We start from the raw sequence: 17912 nt of genomic DNA on the forward strand, positions 1-17912 counted from the left end.
TGATCCTACCCACGTAATATGGACACAGGCCTAAGCGAGGTTCTTGTTTTCAAATTGTTCCGGACTGAGGCCGCCACACCAACTGTGCCGCCGCCACCGATTGTAATCACATTCGATATAATTAAACACCGTTGCCCGCATTATTTCCCGGCTGATAAAGTGTTCTCCATGGATACATTCCACTTTCAGCGAATGAAAGAAGCTTTCCACGCAGGCATTATCGTAGCAGCAACCTTTTGCGCTCATACTTCCACGCAGATTATGCCGCTTCAGTTGCGCCTGATAATCTGCTGAACAGTACTGGCCTCCACGGTCCGTGTGAACGATAACGTTCCGGGGCCTCTTACGCCGCCACAGCGCCATCTGCAGGGCATCGCAGGCCAGTTGCGCCGTCATGCGTGGCGACATTGACCAGCCAATAACGGCACGTGACCACAGGTCAATGACCACTGCCAGATACAGCCAGCCTTCATCTGTACGTAAGTACGTGATGTCTCCTGCCCACTTCTGGTTCGGGCCACTGGCGTAAAAATCCTGCTCCAACAGATTTTCTGACACAGGCAGGCCGTGTGCGCGGTAGCTGACCGGGCTGAACTTCCGGGAGGCCTTTGCCCTCAGTCCCTGACGGCGCAGGCTTGCCGCCACGGTTTTTACGTTAAAGGGGTAACCCTGAGCACGCAGTTCATCCGTCAGGCGTGGGGCACCGTAACGCTGTTTTGACCGGGTAAAAGCCGCGAGGACAACGCTGTCGCAGTGTTGGCGGAACTGCTGACGCGTGCTTATCCTTGTCCGCCGCTGACACCACGTATACCAGCCGCTGCGGGCCACCCGGAGCACGCGGCACATTGCTTTGATGCTGAACTCAGCCTGATGTTTTTCAATAAAGACATACTTCATTTCAGGCGCTTCGCGAAGTATGTCGCGGCCTTTTGGAGGATAGCCAGCTCTTCATCCCGTTCTGCCAGCTGGCGTTTGAGACGTGCAATCTCGGTAGACATCTCCAGTTCACGTTCAGAAGACGTCTGCTGATTTTGCTGTTTACTGCGCCAGTTGTAGAGCTGTGATTCATACAGGCTGAGTTCACGGGCTGCGGCAGTAACACCGATGCGTTCAGCAAGCTTCAGGGCTTCACTGCGAAATTCAGGCGAATGCTGTTTACGGGGTTTTTTACTGGTTGATACTGTTTTTGTCATGTGAGTCACCTCTGACTGAGAGTTTACTCACTTAGCCGCGTGTCCACTATTGCTGGGTAAGATCAGTATCACTGAACCACGTTAATTCCCGTAACTGATTTCCAGTAAGTTCAGATAGAGTCCCGAATGGCTTGACCCATGCATACTCTTTATAAGAAGCGAGTATGAATGAAAGCGTCTCGTCAAGATGCAATCCTTCCCGGCTTGCAAACCAATACTCTCGCAATAACAACATAACGATGAAAGTGGCAATAAGCGCAAGCAAATGGAATTTGTTGTTACTGTCTGTCATTTCCGTTGTCCCTTCAATATATATCTAGGTCGCCCCTTCACTTCAACGTAAATTCTTCCGATGTACTCACCAAGAACACCAATCCCAATAAGCTGAATTCCTCCAAGAAAAAGTATTGAAACCAGAAGAGAAGGGTAACCACGAACCGCATTACCAAAAACTAGCGTATCGAAAATCATCCATGCTCCGTACAGGAAAGCAACGCCAGCTACTAACAGGCCAATGTAGGTCCACATGCGGAGAGGGAAGGTCGAGAAACTGGTGATGCCTTCAAGAGCAAGGTTCCATAGCTTCCAGCCGTTGAATTTGGTGCTACCTGCGACGCGTTCGGCGCGCACATATTCAACTACATCGGTGCGACCGCCGACCCAACTCAACACGCCCTTCATGAAGAGGTTTCGTTCTGGCATGAGTTTAATGTTTTCGACTACTTCGCGTGACATAAGCCGGAAGTCGCCGACGTTCTCTTCAATCTGTGGGTTGCTGATTTTGTTGTGAAGCTTATAGAACCACTCAGCGGATTTACGCTTCAGCCGGCTATCGGTGGAGCGGTCAGAGCGTTTAGCCAACACCATATCTGCGCCGGACTGCCATTTCTCTATCAGGTAAGGAATAACTTCGATAGGGTCCTGCAAGTCAACGTCAATGGGGATGATTGCTTCACCGGTAGCATGGTCAAGCCCGGCGAACAGCGCAGGCTCTTTCCCAAAGTTTCTTGTGAACGATAGCGGGACAACAAGCGGGTCTGCAACAGCAAGTGCGTTAATAATTGATTCTGTCGCGTCTTTGCTGCCGTCATTGATGAAGACTATCTCAACTTCATGCTGCTGAAGTCCTTCAAATTCCCGAACCGTTTTATAAAAAATAGGTATCGCGTCTTCTTCGTTGAAGACGGGAACGACGAGAGAAATTTTCATTTCGCATCCCTAAAGACAATGAACTTTGAATAGATAAATCCGCATACCAGACTAATTGCGGAGAACAAAATTAAGGTAATGATCGGTGCCAGATCTGTCTTATCTGCCGCCCAGCCAACCGCAGCGCTCAGGGAACCCATAAACCCCACATAGAGCATGTAGCGCATAGTTGTAGTTGATGATTTAAACGTGAATCGGGCATTGGCGAAGAAGCTGAACGACACCGCCACAACGAACCCGGCAAAGTTTCCAAGTGCCTGGTCTGTATGAAATGCGTATATGCAAATGGCGAACACCACCCAGTGAATGAGCGTGTTAATGACACCTATTGATGTGTACCTTGCGAATAACTTTAACATTATAGAAATCAGTGAATTCGGAAAGGTCTGAAGTGTAGCACCACAAACGCTTTTGATCGACCTGCCGTAAAAGCCTGAAGCCCACTCAGGTGGGCTTTTTAATTACATACGATGTGGTCGTATGTATTTTGTATATAAAATCACCTACATCAGGCAGGCTTAATTTTGTCACAAGGGAAAATTTACAAAAACTATAATCCGAAGCGAGAGAGAAACTTAGAAACGAAACGGTTGAGTTTTAAACAGTGATGGCGGAGCCCGTGTCTTGCGCACCTTCTTAAATGCAACTACTGTATATAAAAACAGTGCAAGAGGTATGCGTAATGGAGTTTATCAGGCCTGCAGAACTGCGAGAAGTTGTCGCTCTCCCACTTTTTAGTGACTTAGTTCAGTGCGGATTCCCCAGCCCCGCAGCAGACTATGTTGAGCAGCGCATTGATCTCAATGAGTTACTGGTATCTCATCCCAGCTCGACATATTTCGTGAAAGCTGCCGGTGACTCAATGGTAGAGGCAGGTATAAGCGACGGGGATCTGCTGGTTGTGGATAGCTCGCGGGCTGCTGACCATGGAGATATTGTCATCGCGGCGGTAGAAGGGGAATTCACTGTTAAGCGCCTTCAGTTGCGGCCGACTGTGCAGCTCAATCCAATGAACAGTGCTTACTCCCCGATCATCGTCGGCAGTGAAGATACATTGGATGTTTTTGGTGTCGTTACTTTCATCGTGAAATCGGCGAGCTGAATATGTTTGCGCTATGTGATGTGAATTCCTTTTACGCATCATGCGAGACTGTGTTCAGGCCAGATTTGAGAGGACGGCCGGTGGTTGTTCTTTCGAACAATGATGGTTGCGTGATCGCGCGCAGCGCCGAGGCCAAGGCAGTTGGAATTACCATGGGAGAGCCGTTCTTTAAACAAAAGGATCTATTCCGGCGCGCTGGCGTCGTTTGCTTCAGCAGTAACTACGAGCTTTATGCAGACATGTCGAACCGAGTAATGACAACACTCGAAGAAATGAGCCCAAGAGTAGAAATTTACAGCATCGATGAGGCCTTTTGTGATTTGACTGGTGTTCGAAACTGTCGGGACCTGACGGAGTTCGGAAAAGAGATCCGCGCTACGGTTCTGAAGCGTACGCACCTGACTGTCGGGGTTGGCATCGCGCAGACGAAAACCCTCTCGAAGCTGGCAAATCACGCAGCCAAAAAATGGCAGCGGCAAACGGGCGGGGTGGTAGACCTGTCTAATATCGAACGACAGCGCCGACTGCTTGCCTTGGTTCCAGTGGAAGACGTCTGGGGCGTTGGTCGTCGAATCAGCAAGAAGCTGTATGCGATGGGCATTAAAACGGCTCTGGATCTTTCTGAACAAAGTACGTGGATAATCAGGAAGCACTTCAATGTAGTGCTCGAAAGAACGGTCCGGGAGCTGCGCGGCGAGCCATGCCTCGATCTTGAGGAATTCGCACCAGCGAAGCAGGAAATCGTATGCTCGCGCTCGTTCGGCGGCCGCATCACTGATTACGAGGAAATGCGCCAGGCAATCTGTAGTTATGCCACGCGCGCGGCAGAGAAGCTGCGCGGCGAGCATCAGTATTGCCGGTTTGTATCTGCGTTCGTCAAGACGTCGCCGTTTGCGTTGAACGAGCCATATTATGGCAATAGCTCATCGGTGAAGCTGCTCACACCGACGCAGGATAGTCGGGACATCATCGGGGCGGCCACGCGCAGCCTTGATGCGATATGGCGCGACGGCCATAGATATCAAAAAGCGGGGATCATGCTTGGTGACTTTTTCAGCCAGGGTGTGGCGCAGCTCAATCTGTTCGACGATAACGCGCCGAAGCCTAATAGCTGCAAGCTAATGGAGGTGCTGGATCATCTCAACGCAAAAGACGGGCGCGGCACGCTGTACTTTGCCGGGCAGGGCATTCAGCAGCAATGGCAGATGAAGCGAGAAATGCTCTCGCCGCGGTACACGACGAGGTATTCAGATCTGCTTGTAGTCAGGTAACAGGCTCGATTAATTCCGGCCCCTGATTATTTGGATTACCCACGGCACGCGATACAGCGTGCCAGATAAACTTGTCTGCGGGCACAGCACCGTCGGCAACTATCTTTTCAGCTTCTTTCCCGCCTACGTCCTGACGCATCCATTCCCTTGCAGCTTCCGGCGACAGAACCAGTGGTCGGCGGTCATGAATATCGACCAGGCCTTTATCTGCGGCTGACGTCACGATCAGAAAGCCCTCTGCTTCGTCACCACGTTCAAATGGTGTGCTGCCGATCGCGGCCATAAAGATTGGCTGCCCGTCGGCCCGATGAATGAAGTAGGGCTGTTTCTTGTCGCCTTCTTTCCTCCACTCGAACCAGCCGTCGGCGAAACAGATAGCCCGGCCATGCTGCCATAGCGGTTTGAACATCCGGCTCGTTGCCGCGGTTTCGACACGGGCGTTAATCAGTGGCGGTTTATCCCACCAGCCTGGCGCGTAAGACCACAGGACTGGATCAAGATGCAGCTGCTCGTCGCGCTCGCTCAGCAGCAGAACTTTGGTTCCAGGCGCGACGTTGTATCGACCAAGCGGCTCCGGGTCGTAAGCGATGTCACGATCGGCTTCGTCGGCCAGGTAAGCCAGATATTCTTCACGGGTTTTGGTTTGTGCAAAACGTCCACACATGGAAACCTCCAGCCAGATGTTAGACAGCAAGTATAGGGTAGGGGAAAAAATAGGATCGCACCGAAAACTATATGGTTTTAATGAATGGGCGTGATGAAGCTGTTCTGGAAGTGGCAAAGCAAGCCGTTGCGGACTGGAAGGGGATACACAAAACAAGATAGAATTTGGGGCAAATTTTGGGGCAAATGAGACGCTGGGGGCATGAAAAGGGGCATGATGTTTTCCGTTATTCTCTGATATTCTCCGATAGAGATTTGGCTAATCCTTTGGTTTTCATATAAATTTATGATTGGTAAAAGAATTATTGAGACAGACATTTATCTGGCTATTATTAAAATCCAGGCGCTAGCCAAAATGAGAAATGAGGAAGTCATTAGTATGTGGCAACGGATGAAATGGGGTCTGTGTGTGCTGGCGGCACTCAGCGGTTCTGCGATGGCCGCACCGCTGACGGCGCAATACGTGTCGACTATCGCGATGCAGGAAGAACAGCGTCTTCATGCCCGGATTGGCATTGCGGTACTTGATACGGCGACCAACAGTATCACCCATTATCGGGGAGAAGAACGGTTCCCGTTAAACAGTACGCACAAGCCGCTGTTATGCGCAGCGTTATTACGTGAAGTCGACAGGAAGGCGCTGGCGCTTTCTGCTTCAACGCAGTTTGAACCCTCGCAACTGGTGGAGTATTCGCCGATTACTGAAAAACATGTGGTGCCAGACGCCATGAGCTGGGCGCAATTGTGCAGCGCGGCGGTAAGCTACAGCGATAACACGGCCGCCAATCTCATCGCCAGGAAGCTCAACGGGCCGCAGGCCGTCACGCAGTTTTTGCGTGATTCGGGGGATACAATAACCCGCCTCGATCGCTATGAGCCTGAACTGAACAGCGCCATTCCCGGCGATGAACGCGACTCCACGACGCCTGTCGCGATAGCGCAGACGCTCAATACGCTACTGCTGGGGAACGTGTTGCAGCTATCCTCAAGAGAGCAGCTTATGCAATGGATGCGGGACGACAAAGTGGCTGACGGTCTGCTGCGTTCGGTCTTGCCGGACGGCTGGAAAATCGCGGATAAAACCGGGGCGGGCGACAATGGCTCGCGTTCTATTGTTAGCGTTGTCTGGCCGACATCACAAAAACCTCTGCTCGTGGTTATCTATATTACACAAACTCCGGCGACAATGGCGCAGCGTGACGCCGCGATTGTCCGCATCGGGGAGTCGCTGTTTTCAACACTCGCAGTCTATGATTAAAAGCTGATATTTGATCACTCACATCCGCCTGTTATATGGGAGACGCTATGCAAGATACCATTCTCAACACTGAAGTGACGACGATCGACGGGGATGTCACCACGCTTGAGAAGTACGCCGGAAACGTACTGCTGGTGGTTAATGTGGCCTCGAAATGTGGCTTAACGCCACAATACGAACAGCTGGAGAATATTCAGAAAGCCTGGGCCGACCAGGGCTTTACGGTGTTAGGTTTTCCCTGCAACCAGTTTCTTGGTCAGGAACCTGGCACTGAAGAGGAGATTAAAACCTATTGCAGCACCACCTGGGGCGTCACATTCCCGATGTTCAGCAAGGTTGACGTCAATGGTGAGAACCGCCATCCACTGTATCAGAAGTTGATTGCCGCAGCGCCTGCCGCCGTTGCGCCGGAAGGTAGCGGTTTCTATGAGCGCATGGCGAGTAAAGGCCGCGCGCCGCTTTACCCGGACGATATTTTGTGGAACTTTGAGAAGTTTTTAATCGGCAGGGATGGACAGGTCGTACAGCGTTTCTCACCGGACATGACGCCTGAAGATCCGGGGATGGTGGAAAGTATCAAAATCGCGTTGGCAAAATAATGATCTCGTTGATGCAGTTACAGGATGTTGCCGAAACGACGCGTCTGGGGCCGCTTTCCGGCGACGTTAAGCCTGGCGAGATTCTTCACCTCGTGGGGCCGAATGGGGCAGGGAAAAGTACGCTGCTGGCGCGTATGGCGGGCTTAACCTTCGGGGAAGGCACTGTCATATTCGACGGCGCGTCGCTGGAGACATGGCCTGCGGCGAAACTGGCTCAACATCGGGCCTATCTCGCGCAGCAGCAGAATCCCCCATTTTCAATGCCGGTCTGGCATTTCCTGATGCTGCATCAACCTGATAAAACGCAAACGAACCTGCTGAATGACGTTGCGCAGGCGCTTGGGCTGAGCGACAAGCTGGGGCGGAGCGCGAATCAACTCTCCGGCGGCGAGTGGCAGCGTGTACGTCTGGCGGCGGTGATATTGCAAATTCACCCTCACGCTAACCCGCACGGGCAGCTTCTGCTACTGGATGAACCGATGAACAGTCTGGACGTTGCGCAACAAAACGCGCTGGATAGGCTGCTGAGCCAGCTATGCAGCCAGGGTATCGCCATCGTGATGAGCAGCCATGACCTTAACCATACTCTGCGCCACGCGCATCGCGCCTGGTTGCTGAAACAGGGGAAATTGATCGCCAGCGGGCGGCGTGACGAGGTGCTGACGCCGCCAAATCTGGCCCGGGCATACGGCATGAACTTCCGTCGGCTGGACGTTGAAGGCCACAGAATGCTCATATCAACCACTTAAGTTAAATGGGTTCTTGAAAAACACATAATTTCCACGCTAAATAGAAGCAAGAATAAAAAGATAGAGGATTCGTCCTGAATGCGCTTTTGGCTTCTTCTTATCGCAGCACTGTTTTTGGCAGGGTGTAGCAGCCATCGTGCGCCAGCACCTAACGCCAGGCTTTCGGATTCCATTATGGTTATCGCGGGCCTGAACGATCAGCTACAGTCCTGGAGAGGTACACCGTATCGCTATGGCGGAATGAGCCGTAGCGGGGTGGACTGCTCGGGATTTGTGTTGATGACGATGCGCGACAAATTTGATTTACAACTGCCGCGTGAAACGCGCCAACAGTCAAAAATTGGTACGGAAATCGACAAAGATGAACTGCTGCCCGGCGACCTGGTCTTTTTTAAAACCGGATCGGGGGAAAGTGGTTTGCACGTCGGCATTTATGATACCAACAATCAATTTATTCATGCGTCTACCAGCCGTGGCGTGATGCGCTCATCGCTCGACAATGTCTACTGGCGGAAAAATTTCTGGCAGGCGAGACGTATTTAATGCTATCGATGGTAAAGCGGATACCCAGCGGCCGCTTCATCATCTATATTTAAGAAATTGATTTCTCATTGTCTGAATGCCAGGGCTATCGTGAGTTATCAGAAATAGTTTTAACCCTACATTTTGCAAAAGTATTTTTAGTCAAAATGATTTATCCGGTGTCTTGCGGAAAATGCAAAACTGGATATTGGTTTATAATCGAGATAAGCTAAAAAAAGGACCCGGTTTACCGGCTAAAAAGGAAAAAATGAAAGCACCTCCAGTCGTATCAGAAATGACATCTTTCTTCGTTCTTTCTTACAGGATGCCGGATTACACCCATGCAGCGGGGCTGGCACAATGATTGTTTCACTGGACAACTTTTATCATTCTCACCTTTATTTTGTTCCTGCCCGAACCGAGAAAGAGAAACTCGTCGGTCTGGAGATTGTTGCAAACTTTGTCACTGAAGACGGTAATGTCCGTATGCCGACGGAGCTGGTCATGCCGCGCCTGTCAGCAGAAGAACAGCGTTGTCTGTTCGAAGAAAAACTCGCATTGCTGGAAACGTGCCAACATTTTTTTATTCAACATAAACTTATTGCCTGGATTAATTTAACGCCAGCCGTCGTCGCATCATTATTATCAGACGGAGAGTTTGTATCCCATGTAAGGCGCTTTCCATTTTTGGAACTGATGATTAATGAGAATTATCCTGAATTAAGTCTTGGGAAAGAGAATCAAATTCTGGCTGAGTTAGCCGGACGATTTCCCCTCATCCTTGCCAATTTCGGCGCTGGCGATACATCGATAAAAGCGATCTTTGATGGTCTCTTCAAACGCGTCGCGCTGGATAAAAACTTTGTCCAGCAAAGATCCGCAAGTCTTTCTTTTGAACCCTTTATGCAGGCTATTATTTCGCAGATATCACCGTGCTGTGATTCGATAATGATTGCGGGTATTGATACTGAAGAGATGCTGGCGCGGATATCATCAATGGGATTTAGCGCGCTGCAAGGATGTTTATGGCCTGCCGTGCCAGCGAGCCAGGTTACGACGCTGGTTCAGGGATAACCTTTTTATTTGCTGGTGTTTAAGCGGGTATTAACCGTCTACACTACAGGCAGGAGGCCCTATGACCCTGTCTTTTACATCCTGCTGGCGTGACGAACTGCCAGCCACATATACAGCACTTTCTCCTACTCCTCTGAGTCATGCCCGCCTGATTTGGCATAACGATGCGCTGGCGCAGCAGCTGGCGATACCACCTTCGTTGTTTGATATGGAAAACGGCGCAGGCGTGTGGGGCGGCGAGTCATTACTGCCCGGCATGTCGCCTCTGGCTCAGGTTTATAGCGGCCATCAGTTTGGCGTCTGGGCCGGCCAGCTCGGTGATGGACGCGGTATTCTGTTAGGCGAACAACTGCTGGCGGACGGCAGTACGCTTGACTGGCACCTGAAAGGCGCCGGACTAACGCCATACTCCCGCATGGGCGACGGGCGAGCAGTGCTGCGCTCAACGATCCGTGAAAGTCTGGCCAGCGAGGCGATGCACTATCTTGGCATCCCCACAACGCGGGCGCTGTCTATCGTCACCAGCGACACGCCTGTTTACAGGGAAACGGTTGAATCCGGCGCGATGCTCATGCGTCTGGCGCAAAGCCATATGCGTTTCGGTCATTTCGAACATTTTTACTATCGACGTGAGCCGGATAAAGTCCGTCAGCTGGCCGATTTTGCGATTCGCCATTACTGGCCGCAATTTCAGGCGGAAGAGGACAAGTATGCGCTCTGGTTCCGGGATGTTGTGGCGCGCACGGCGAGGTTGATTGCTGACTGGCAAACGGTAGGTTTTGCGCATGGCGTGATGAACACCGATAACATGTCTGTACTGGGGCTGACGATAGATTATGGTCCTTTCGGTTTCCTGGATGATTATCAGCCAGGGTTTATCTGTAACCACTCCGATCACCAGGGGCGCTATAGCTTCGATAATCAACCGGCTGTCGGATTGTGGAATCTGCAACGCCTGGCGCAAACCCTGTCGCCGTTTATGCCGGTCGATACGCTGAATGATGCGCTGGATGGCTATCAGCTGGCGTTGCTCACGCACTACGGGCAGCGCATGCGGCAAAAACTGGGCTTCTTTACCGAACAAAAAGAGGACAACGCGCTTCTCAACGAGCTTTTCGCCCTGATGGCACGCGAAGGCAGCGATTATAGCCGAACGTTCCGTATGTTGAGTCAGACTGAGCAACAGAGCGCGGCATCGCCGCTGCGTGACGAATTTATCGATCGCGCGGCCTTTGACGGGTGGTTCAGCCGTTACCGGGCGCGTTTACAGCAGGAGCAGGTGGATGATGCAACGCGTCAACAGCACATGCAGCGCGTGAATCCTGCGGTGGTGCTGCGCAACTGGCTGGCGCAACGCGCGATAGCCAGCGCTGAGCAGGGGGATATGGGCGAATTACATCAACTGCATCAGGTTCTGCGCGACCCCTTTACCGACAGAGATGACGATTATGTCAACCGTCCGCCGGACTGGGGTAAACGGCTGGAAGTCAGTTGCTCAAGCTGATTGCTACTTGGTCAACAGCAACTTACCTGCCTGCGTCTTGCGCAGCAGGTATTCCTGGCCGTCATGATCGATGATGACTTTGCCTTCAGGGCCTAACAATGTCTGGCTGCTGATACGCCGCTCGGCAGCAGGGGAAGGGGGCACGCTGTCTCTTTCCTTAAAATGAAGTAACTCAATGTCGTCCATAAGTGGCATATCGATAATTAATAATAATCAGTTTAACAATGATTATTATTATCAATATTGTGTATGGCGACAGCAAGTGTTAATTCTGGTAGCAAATCAGGCGAGTGGGGAATGCGTGGAGGGGAAAGAAGCGCGCCCATCCCCGCGAGGATGGGCATGATGTCAAAAACGGCTATCAACCGCTGAGGCAAGTTTTTCTAACAGTAATTCAGTATCTTCCCAGTTCAGGCAAGGGTCGGTAATGGACTGACCGTATACCAGCGGCTGACCGCTGACGATTTTCTGCGTACCTTCACGCAGGAAACTTTCGGCCATGATCCCGGCAATTGCGGTAGAACCGTTACGGATTTGCTGGCAGATATCATCACAAACTTCTAACTGGCGGCGATGCTGCTTCTGGCAGTTACCGTGGCTGAAGTCCACCACCAGGTGTTCCGGCAGACCAAACTCATGCAGCGTATCGCAGGCGGCAGCGATGTCTTCCGCGTGGTAATTCGGTTTTTTACCGCCGCGCATGATGATATGGCCGTACGGATTCCCGCTGGTCTGATAAATCGTCATCTGGCCAGTTTTATCCGGCGAGAGGAACATATGGCTGGCGCGCGACGCGCGAATCGCATCAACGGCGATGCGCGTGTTGCCATCTGTCCCGTTTTTAAACCCAACCGGGCAGGAGAGCGCGGAAGCCATTTCACGGTGAATCTGGCTTTCCGTCGTGCGCGCGCCAATGGCGCCCCAACTGATCAAATCAGCAATAAACTGGCCGGTGACCATGTCGAGAAATTCGGTGGCGGTGGGGACACCCAGCTCATTGACCTGCAACAGCAGCTTGCGCGCCAGTTCGAGGCCATGATTTACGCGGTAACTGCCATTTAAATCGGGATCGGAGATGAGGCCTTTCCAGCCCACAACCGTGCGCGGTTTTTCAAAATAGGTGCGCATAACGATTTCCAGACGCGCCTGATGCGTGTTGCGCAACGTTTGCAAGCGCGTTGCGTATTCCATCGCAGCGTCCAGATCGTGAATCGAGCAGGGGCCGATGATCACCAGCAGGCGGCGATCTTCACCATTTAATATTTTTTCAATCCGGCGTCGGGAGTCAGTAACGTGGCTGGCGACGGAGGATGATACAGGATGACGTAGCGCTAGCTCAGCAGGGGTGACCAGGCTGTCAATACGCGCGGTACGCAGTTCGTCGGTTCTGTTCATTACAAGTCTCAGAAATTTGTTGCTTCAACGGCAGGACTACCGGGAAGTGATGGGCATCACAATAACACACTTCAACCTTCACCTGCTGATTTCAAATGCGAGGCGTTTCACACCTCGCAAGCAGAGCGGCATGATAGCAAAAAATTGAACTCTTGCACTAGTTTGTTAGTACATTCGACGATTCAGCCCCATGATGTCGAGAATCTTGGTGGCAATTTCTTCTACCGAATAGTTAGTACTGTTCAGGCAAGGGATCTGATTTTTACGGTAGAGCGCTTCAACTTCCGCAACCTCCATCCGGCACTGGCGTAGCGATGCGTAGCGGCTGTTTTCACGGCGTTCCTCGCGGATTGCCGCCAGGCGTTCCGGGTCAATGGTCAGGCCAAAAAGCTTATGCTGTAGCGGTTTAAGCGACGTGGGCAACACCAGGTTATCCATATCGTCAGCAATAAAGGGGTAGTTCGCCGCCCGGATGCCAAACTGCATCGCCAGATAGAGGCTGGTCGGCGTTTTTCCGCAGCGTGAAACCCCCAGTAGGATCACCTGCGCCTGATCCAGATTGCGCAAGGAGATCCCATCGTCGTGCGCAAGGGTATAGTCGATTGCCGCGATACGCGCGTCATACTTGTTGAGGTTGCCGGGGTTAAGCCCGTGGGTGCGATGCGCGATTGGCGTTGGGTCGAGCTTCATTTCCTGCTGTAGCGGCGCCACCAGCGCCTGCACGATGTCCTGACAGAACCCTTCGCTTTGTAAGATGATGGCGCGAATTTCCGGCAGAACAATCGAATAGAACACCAGCGGACGCACGCCAGTTTGCTGATAAATCGCGTCGATCTGATCTTTCACGGCCCTGGCGCGACTCTCGTTTTCAACGAACGGCAGCGTAATGCTGCTGATGGTCACAGGGAATTGCGACATCACCGCATGACCCAAAACCTCGGCGGTGATGGCCGTACCATCGGAAATATAAAAAACATGGCGATCAACAACATTATCCATTTTGTTTATCCTGAGGAGCAAACATAATTATCTGAAAGCATAAATTAAAATTTGCCAGAAGCGTATATCACGATGCTTATTTTATAAAATGAAACGCTATTTTTATATTAAGTGAAAAGTGCATTTCATTTTTCGGAACTTATGTTTATACCGACAGTTTTTGGGGAGATCGCCCGTCGCCCGCGGGTTTGCGCAAATGCGTAAACAATCTGAAAAAATAAAAAATAAATCTGCTTGAACGATTCACCGTTTTTTTCAGGGGTTTAAATATGCAAAGATAAATACGCAATAATGTAGTTTCTAAACTCGTTCATTTATCACAAAAGGATTGTTCGATGTCCAACAATGGCTCGTCACCGCTGGTGCTTTGGTATAACCAACTCGGCATGAATGATGTAGACAGAGTTGGGGGCAAAAATGCCTCCCTGGGTGAAATGATTACTAACCTTTCCGGTATGGGTGTTTCCGTACCGAATGGTTTTGCAACGACCGCCGATGCGTTTAACCAGTTTCTGGATCAAAGCGGCGTAAACCAGCGTATTTATGAACTGCTGGATCAAACGGATATTGACGATGTCACCGCGCTGGCGAAGGCCGGCGCGCAGATCCGCCAGTGGATTATCGACACTCCTTTCCAGCCAGAGCTGGAAAACGCTATTCGCGATGCCTATGCACAGATCTCTGCGGATGATGCGCAGGCGTCTTTCGCCGTGCGCTCGTCCGCAACGGCTGAAGACATGCCGGATGCCTCTTTCGCCGGCCAGCAGGAAACCTTCCTCAACGTGCAGGGTTTCGATGCGGTGCTGGTGGCGGTGAAACATGTTTTTGCCTCGCTGTTTAATGACCGCGCTATCTCTTATCGCGTTCACCAGGGGTATGACCATCGCGGCGTCGCGCTCTCCGCTGGCGTACAGCGGATGGTACGCTCCGACCTGGCCTCGTCCGGGGTTATGTTCTCTATTGATACCGAGTCCGGTTTCGATCAGGTGGTGTTTATCACTTCAGCCTGGGGTCTGGGCGAGATGGTAGTGCAGGGCGCAGTCAACCCGGATGAATTCTACGTGCATAAACCGACGCTGGCGGCGAATCGCCCGGCGATCGTTCGTCGCACGATGGGGTCGAAAAAAATCCGAATGGTTTACGCGCCAACCCAGGAGCACGGTAAGCAGGTCAAAATTGAAGATGTGCCGCAGGAACAGCGCGACATCTTCTCGCTGACCAACGAAGAAGTGCAGGAACTGGCGAAACAGGCCGTACAGATTGAGAAACACTACGGTCGCCCGATGGATATCGAATGGGCGAAAGACGGCCATACCGGCAAACTGTTTATTGTACAGGCCCGCCCGGAAACCGTCCGTTCTCGTGGTCAGGTAATGGAGCGCTACACGCTGCATGCGCAGGGGAAAGTGGTCGCGGAAGGCCGCGCCATCGGACATCGCATTGGCGCGGGGGCGGTTAAAGTCATCCACGACATTAGCGAAATGAACCGTATCCAGCCTGGCGACGTGCTGGTGACTGACATGACCGACCCGGACTGGGAACCGATCATGAAGAAAGCGGCGGCCATCGTGACCAACCGTGGCGGTCGTACCTGCCACGCGGCCATTATTGCCCGTGAGCTGGGGATTCCGGCGGTTGTCGGTTGCGGTGACGCGACGGAACGTATGAAGGATGATGAAAACGTCACCGTTTCTTGCGCCGAAGGCGATACCGGCTATGTCTACGCAGACCTGCTCGACTTCAGCGTCAAAAGTTCAAGCGTGGACACCATGCCCGATCTGCCGTTGAAAGTCATGATGAACGTCGGTAACCCGGATCGCGCCTTTGACTTCGCCTGCCTGCCGAATGAAGGCGTTGGCCTGGCGCGTCTCGAATTTATTATCAACCGAATGATTGGCGTGCATCCTCGCGCACTGCTGGAATTTGATGACCAGGACGCGAAACTGCAAAACGAAATCCGCGAGATGATGAAAGGCTTCGATTCACCGCGTGAGTTCTATGTTGGTCGTCTGACAGAGGGCATTGCGACGCTGGGCGCGGCATTTTATCCGAAACGCGTTATCGTGCGTCTGTCGGATTTCAAATCGAACGAATACGCCAACCTGGTGGGCGGCGAGCGTTACGAACCCGATGAAGAGAACCCGATGCTGGGCTTCCGTGGCGCCGGTCGCTATGTCTCCGACAGTTTCCGCGATTGCTTCGCGCTGGAATGTGAAGCGGTGAAACGCGTGCGCAACGATATGGGACTGACCAACGTGGAGATCATGATCCCGTTCGTACGTACCGTTGAGCAGGCGAAAGCGGTAGTTGACGAGCTGGCGCGTCAGGGGCTGAAACGGGGTGAGAACGGGCTGAAGATCATCATGATGTGTGAGATTCCGTCCAACGCCCTGTTGGCTGAACAATTCCTGGAGCACTTTGACGGCTTCTCGATTGGTTCTAACGACATGACGCAGCTGGCGCTGGGTCTGGATCGCGACTCCGGCGTGGTTTCTGAACTGTTCGATGAGCGTAACGAGGCGGTGAAAGCGCTGCTGTCGATGGCGATCCGCGCGGCGAAGAAACAAGGCAAGTATGTCGGCATCTGTGGTCAGGGGCCGTCCGATCACGAGGACTTCGCCGCCTGGCTGATGGAAGAGGGAATCGACAGCCTGTCGCTGAACCCGGACACCGTCGTACAGACCTGGTTGAGTCTGGCTGAACTGAAAAAATAAGCGTCAGCGCTGATTCTAATCCGCAACGGCTCCCGTAAAAAGGAGCCGTTTTTTTTGCGATACGCGCTATCACACCCGACGTTATGCGTGGGCATATCAGAATTGTTGGCGGTGGAGAAAAGGGGTGTGAGGGCAGGCACTTAAAAAAAGGCCCATCGTGGGAGATGGGCAAAGACTACACACAGCAATTCGTTGTTTCACTCAGGGGATTTCCATGCTTATAAATCAAGGCGTTGATTTATAACCGTGCTCTAATAGTAGGCGTGGAGATTTTTTGCGTCGATCAGATTCGTCCCAATAGTTTAAAAACTATGAAGAATTTGCGACGTAAATGAATTACGTAAGGAGGATTACGCCATAAGGCAGGTTGGTCAGGATGCTAATTGATGAGCAATGCTAAAGTATCGGCCGACCGAATGCGTCGATCGGCCGATGGGGGTTATTTATGGCTGTCCTCAATCTCCTCCAGTTCTTCGAGGAGTTCGTCAGGGTCGTTTCCCGGCGCGGGCACTTCATGCACCCATGCGGAGAACAGACGCCAGGAAACCGCCAGCAATACCGGACCGATAAACAGACCGATCATTCCAAAGGCAATCAGCCCGCCGATAACGCCAGAGAGAATCAGGATCAGCGGCAGATCTGCGCCCATACGAATCAATACCGGGCGAATCACGTTATCCAGCGTTCCGACCACGCAGCTCCACACCAGCAGCACCGTGCCCCAGGTCGTATCGCCTGTCCAGTACAGCCAAATGATTGCCGGGATTAACACCGGTAACGGCCCCAGTTGCACCAGGCAGGAGAGGATCATGACGACCGTCAGCAGCGTTGCGTAAGGCACGCCGGAAATGGCGAGGCCAATCCCGCCGAGAATTGCCTGAACCAGCGCGGTGACAACCACACCCAATGCAACGGCGCGGATGGCCTGGGCCGCCAGCAGCACGGCGGCATCGCCGCGTTTCGCGGCCAGACGACTGGCGAAGTGGCGGATGCCCAATGCCACCTGTTCGCCGCGCCAGTACAGCAGGGCGCTGAACAGCAGCATCAGACCACAGTGCATCATAAAGCGACCGATATGCGCGGCCTGACCCACAAACCAGGTCGTGGTGGTGCCAATATAAGGACGCACTTTCGCCATGATCGCCGTGCCGCCCATATCCAGCAGGTTGTGCCACCCGGCATACAATTTGGCGCCAATCAGCGGAATACTGTTTAACCAGGCCAGGTCGGGCAACGTCATGTCGCCGGCGGTGACGGCGTGGATGAGCGGGCCGCTACCGTCCACGATGCTGTTGACCAGCAGGGCGATGGGAATAATGAACAGCAGAACCAACAACAGCGTCATAACCAGAACGGCCAGAGAACGGCGGCCCCAGAGTATTTTCTGTAAACGTAACAAAACGGGCCAGGTCGCAATAACGATCGTACCCGCCCATGCAAAACCAAGGACAAAGGGACGCACAATCCACAAGCAGGCCACGATCATGATGGCTAAAAACAGCACCGACAGCAGCACTTGCGCGATATCCCTGGGCTGACGAAGATTTACCATAAATACCTTTTCACCTTTTCTGTGCGTCAGAACGTTGACGCGACGCGAACACGCGAACCTTACCCCATAATGATGAGCAATTTCAGCGGTTTTTAACAGGCGGATTCT

Annotated in this window: 18 protein-coding genes and 1 other RNA gene; 10 read left to right on the plus strand and 9 right to left on the minus strand. The window is 52.4% G+C overall.

Features of this window, described 5'->3' with window-relative positions:
- Nucleotides 1–30: 30 nt before the first annotated feature.
- The 3 genes from OGV50_RS03365 to OGV50_RS03375 form a co-directional block, all read right to left on the minus strand.
- Nucleotides 31–1193, minus strand: a protein-coding gene (locus OGV50_RS03365; RefSeq protein ID WP_085947771.1) for an IS3-like element IS3 family transposase whose coding sequence is annotated in 2 segments (ribosomal slippage) — nucleotides 31–932 and nucleotides 932–1193 — 1164 coding nt in all. Because the reading frame shifts where the segments join, the coding sequence is not laid out codon by codon here.
- Between the two features lie 288 nt (nucleotides 1194–1481).
- Entirely contained in the window at nucleotides 1482–2402 is a 921-nt protein-coding gene (locus OGV50_RS03370) for a glycosyltransferase family 2 protein (RefSeq protein ID WP_286488311.1), read from the minus strand.
- Nucleotides 2399–2761, minus strand: a complete 363-nt coding sequence (locus tag OGV50_RS03375) for a GtrA family protein (protein WP_286488312.1) — start codon at nucleotides 2759–2761, stop codon at nucleotides 2399–2401. The genes OGV50_RS03370 and OGV50_RS03375 overlap by 4 nt, the downstream gene beginning before the upstream one ends.
- A 323-nt stretch (nucleotides 2762–3084) precedes the next feature.
- Between OGV50_RS03375 and OGV50_RS03380 the strand changes: the two genes are divergently transcribed.
- Nucleotides 3085–3504 (plus strand): translesion error-prone DNA polymerase V autoproteolytic subunit, encoded by a 420-nt coding sequence (locus tag OGV50_RS03380; RefSeq protein WP_286488313.1) that lies wholly within the window; start codon nucleotides 3085–3087, stop codon nucleotides 3502–3504.
- Nucleotides 3505–3506: 2 nt separating this feature from the next.
- Complete coding sequence (locus OGV50_RS03385; protein WP_286488314.1) at nucleotides 3507–4775, plus strand: Y-family DNA polymerase; 1269 nt, start codon at nucleotides 3507–3509, stop codon at nucleotides 4773–4775.
- Here the strand turns inward: OGV50_RS03385 and OGV50_RS03390 are convergent.
- A complete protein-coding gene (locus OGV50_RS03390; protein WP_286488315.1) occupies nucleotides 4768–5439 on the minus strand; it encodes an SOS response-associated peptidase in 672 nt (223 codons plus the stop codon). The genes OGV50_RS03385 and OGV50_RS03390 overlap by 8 nt on opposite strands.
- A gap of 390 nt (nucleotides 5440–5829) precedes the next feature.
- On the opposite strand from OGV50_RS03390, the gene bla reads away from it, so the two are divergent.
- From bla to selO, 7 genes are all read left to right on the plus strand, one after another.
- Nucleotides 5830–6696 carry a class A beta-lactamase gene (bla, locus tag OGV50_RS03395; RefSeq protein ID WP_407056834.1) on the plus strand — a complete coding sequence of 289 codons (867 nt, stop codon included), beginning with the start codon at nucleotides 5830–5832 and terminating at the stop codon, nucleotides 6694–6696.
- Between the two features lie 47 nt (nucleotides 6697–6743).
- Nucleotides 6744–7295 carry a glutathione peroxidase gene (locus tag OGV50_RS03400; RefSeq protein WP_024130381.1) on the plus strand — a complete coding sequence of 184 codons (552 nt, stop codon included), beginning with the start codon at nucleotides 6744–6746 and terminating at the stop codon, nucleotides 7293–7295.
- Nucleotides 7295–8044, plus strand: a complete 750-nt coding sequence (gene btuD / locus OGV50_RS03405; protein WP_114848541.1) for a vitamin B12 ABC transporter ATP-binding protein BtuD — start codon at nucleotides 7295–7297, stop codon at nucleotides 8042–8044. Before OGV50_RS03400 ends, btuD begins: the two co-directional genes overlap by 1 nt.
- Nucleotides 8045–8122: 78 nt before the next feature.
- Nucleotides 8123–8587, plus strand: coding sequence for a C40 family peptidase (locus OGV50_RS03410; protein WP_012132602.1), 465 nt, complete (start codon nucleotides 8123–8125; stop codon nucleotides 8585–8587).
- 172 nt (nucleotides 8588–8759) lie between these two features.
- The gene (locus tag OGV50_RS03415; protein ID WP_153257548.1) at nucleotides 8760–8930 is read left to right on the plus strand and encodes a hypothetical protein; all 171 of its coding nucleotides are present in this window, start codon (nucleotides 8760–8762) and stop codon (nucleotides 8928–8930) included.
- Entirely contained in the window at nucleotides 8927–9640 is a 714-nt protein-coding gene (locus tag OGV50_RS03420) for an EAL domain-containing protein (protein ID WP_012132600.1), read from the plus strand. Before OGV50_RS03415 ends, OGV50_RS03420 begins: the two co-directional genes overlap by 4 nt.
- Nucleotides 9641–9701: 61 nt before the next feature.
- Nucleotides 9702–11144 (plus strand): protein adenylyltransferase SelO, encoded by a 1443-nt coding sequence (gene selO / locus OGV50_RS03425; protein WP_200092566.1) that lies wholly within the window; start codon nucleotides 9702–9704, stop codon nucleotides 11142–11144.
- Between the two features lie 3 nt (nucleotides 11145–11147).
- Here selO and hemP read toward each other — a convergent pair whose 3' ends face one another.
- The 3 genes from hemP to ppsR form a co-directional block, all read right to left on the minus strand.
- On the minus strand, nucleotides 11148–11339 hold the full coding sequence (gene hemP, locus OGV50_RS03430; protein ID WP_012132598.1) for a hemin uptake protein HemP: 192 nt from the start codon (nucleotides 11337–11339) through the stop codon (nucleotides 11148–11150).
- 153 nt (nucleotides 11340–11492) lie between these two features.
- Nucleotides 11493–12539 carry a 3-deoxy-7-phosphoheptulonate synthase AroH gene (aroH, locus tag OGV50_RS03435; protein ID WP_012132596.1) on the minus strand — a complete coding sequence of 349 codons (1047 nt, stop codon included), beginning with the start codon at nucleotides 12537–12539 and terminating at the stop codon, nucleotides 11493–11495.
- Between the two features lie 165 nt (nucleotides 12540–12704).
- Complete coding sequence (gene ppsR / locus OGV50_RS03440) at nucleotides 12705–13538, minus strand: posphoenolpyruvate synthetase regulatory kinase/phosphorylase PpsR (protein ID WP_012132595.1); 834 nt, start codon at nucleotides 13536–13538, stop codon at nucleotides 12705–12707.
- A gap of 335 nt (nucleotides 13539–13873) precedes the next feature.
- Between ppsR and ppsA the strand changes: the two genes are divergently transcribed.
- On the plus strand, nucleotides 13874–16252 hold the full coding sequence (gene ppsA / locus OGV50_RS03445) for a phosphoenolpyruvate synthase (RefSeq protein WP_286488316.1): 2379 nt from the start codon (nucleotides 13874–13876) through the stop codon (nucleotides 16250–16252).
- 140 nt (nucleotides 16253–16392) lie between these two features.
- Here ppsA and rprA read toward each other — a convergent pair.
- Both rprA and ydiK read right to left on the minus strand, forming a co-directional pair.
- Nucleotides 16393–16500: antisense sRNA RprA (gene rprA / locus OGV50_RS03450), an RNA gene on the minus strand.
- 191 nt (nucleotides 16501–16691) lie between these two features.
- The gene (gene ydiK, locus OGV50_RS03455; RefSeq protein ID WP_112002392.1) at nucleotides 16692–17804 is read right to left on the minus strand and encodes an AI-2E family transporter YdiK; all 1113 of its coding nucleotides are present in this window, start codon (nucleotides 17802–17804) and stop codon (nucleotides 16692–16694) included.
- Nucleotides 17805–17912 lie beyond the last annotated feature (108 nt).

This window comes from Citrobacter sp. CK180, from assembly GCF_030333655.1.
Taxonomy (GTDB): Bacteria; Pseudomonadota; Gammaproteobacteria; order Enterobacterales; family Enterobacteriaceae; genus Citrobacter_B; species Citrobacter_B koseri.

Coding starts and splice junctions, on each gene's coding strand:
- ppsA (WP_286488316.1), top strand. CDS start 13,874: ATGTCCAACAATGGCTCGTCACCGCTGGTGCTTTGGTATAACCAACTC.
- OGV50_RS03410 (WP_012132602.1), top strand. CDS start 8,123: ATGCGCTTTTGGCTTCTTCTTATCGCAGCACTGTTTTTGGCAGGGTGT.
- OGV50_RS03380 (WP_286488313.1), top strand. CDS start 3,085: ATGGAGTTTATCAGGCCTGCAGAACTGCGAGAAGTTGTCGCTCTCCCA.
- OGV50_RS03415 (WP_153257548.1), top strand. CDS start 8,760: ATGCAAAACTGGATATTGGTTTATAATCGAGATAAGCTAAAAAAAGGA.
- ydiK (WP_112002392.1), bottom strand. CDS start 17,804: ATGGTAAATCTTCGTCAGCCCAGGGATATCGCGCAAGTGCTGCTGTCG.
- OGV50_RS03385 (WP_286488314.1), top strand. CDS start 3,507: ATGTTTGCGCTATGTGATGTGAATTCCTTTTACGCATCATGCGAGACT.
- OGV50_RS03370 (WP_286488311.1), bottom strand. CDS start 2,402: ATGAAAATTTCTCTCGTCGTTCCCGTCTTCAACGAAGAAGACGCGATA.
- ppsR (WP_012132595.1), bottom strand. CDS start 13,538: ATGGATAATGTTGTTGATCGCCATGTTTTTTATATTTCCGATGGTACG.
- selO (WP_200092566.1), top strand. CDS start 9,702: ATGACCCTGTCTTTTACATCCTGCTGGCGTGACGAACTGCCAGCCACA.
- OGV50_RS03375 (WP_286488312.1), bottom strand. CDS start 2,761: ATGTTAAAGTTATTCGCAAGGTACACATCAATAGGTGTCATTAACACG.
- btuD (WP_114848541.1), top strand. CDS start 7,295: ATGATCTCGTTGATGCAGTTACAGGATGTTGCCGAAACGACGCGTCTG.
- OGV50_RS03420 (WP_012132600.1), top strand. CDS start 8,927: ATGATTGTTTCACTGGACAACTTTTATCATTCTCACCTTTATTTTGTT.
- OGV50_RS03400 (WP_024130381.1), top strand. CDS start 6,744: ATGCAAGATACCATTCTCAACACTGAAGTGACGACGATCGACGGGGAT.
- OGV50_RS03390 (WP_286488315.1), bottom strand. CDS start 5,439: ATGTGTGGACGTTTTGCACAAACCAAAACCCGTGAAGAATATCTGGCT.
- hemP (WP_012132598.1), bottom strand. CDS start 11,339: ATGCCACTTATGGACGACATTGAGTTACTTCATTTTAAGGAAAGAGAC.
- bla (WP_407056834.1), top strand. CDS start 5,830: ATGAAATGGGGTCTGTGTGTGCTGGCGGCACTCAGCGGTTCTGCGATG.
- aroH (WP_012132596.1), bottom strand. CDS start 12,539: ATGAACAGAACCGACGAACTGCGTACCGCGCGTATTGACAGCCTGGTC.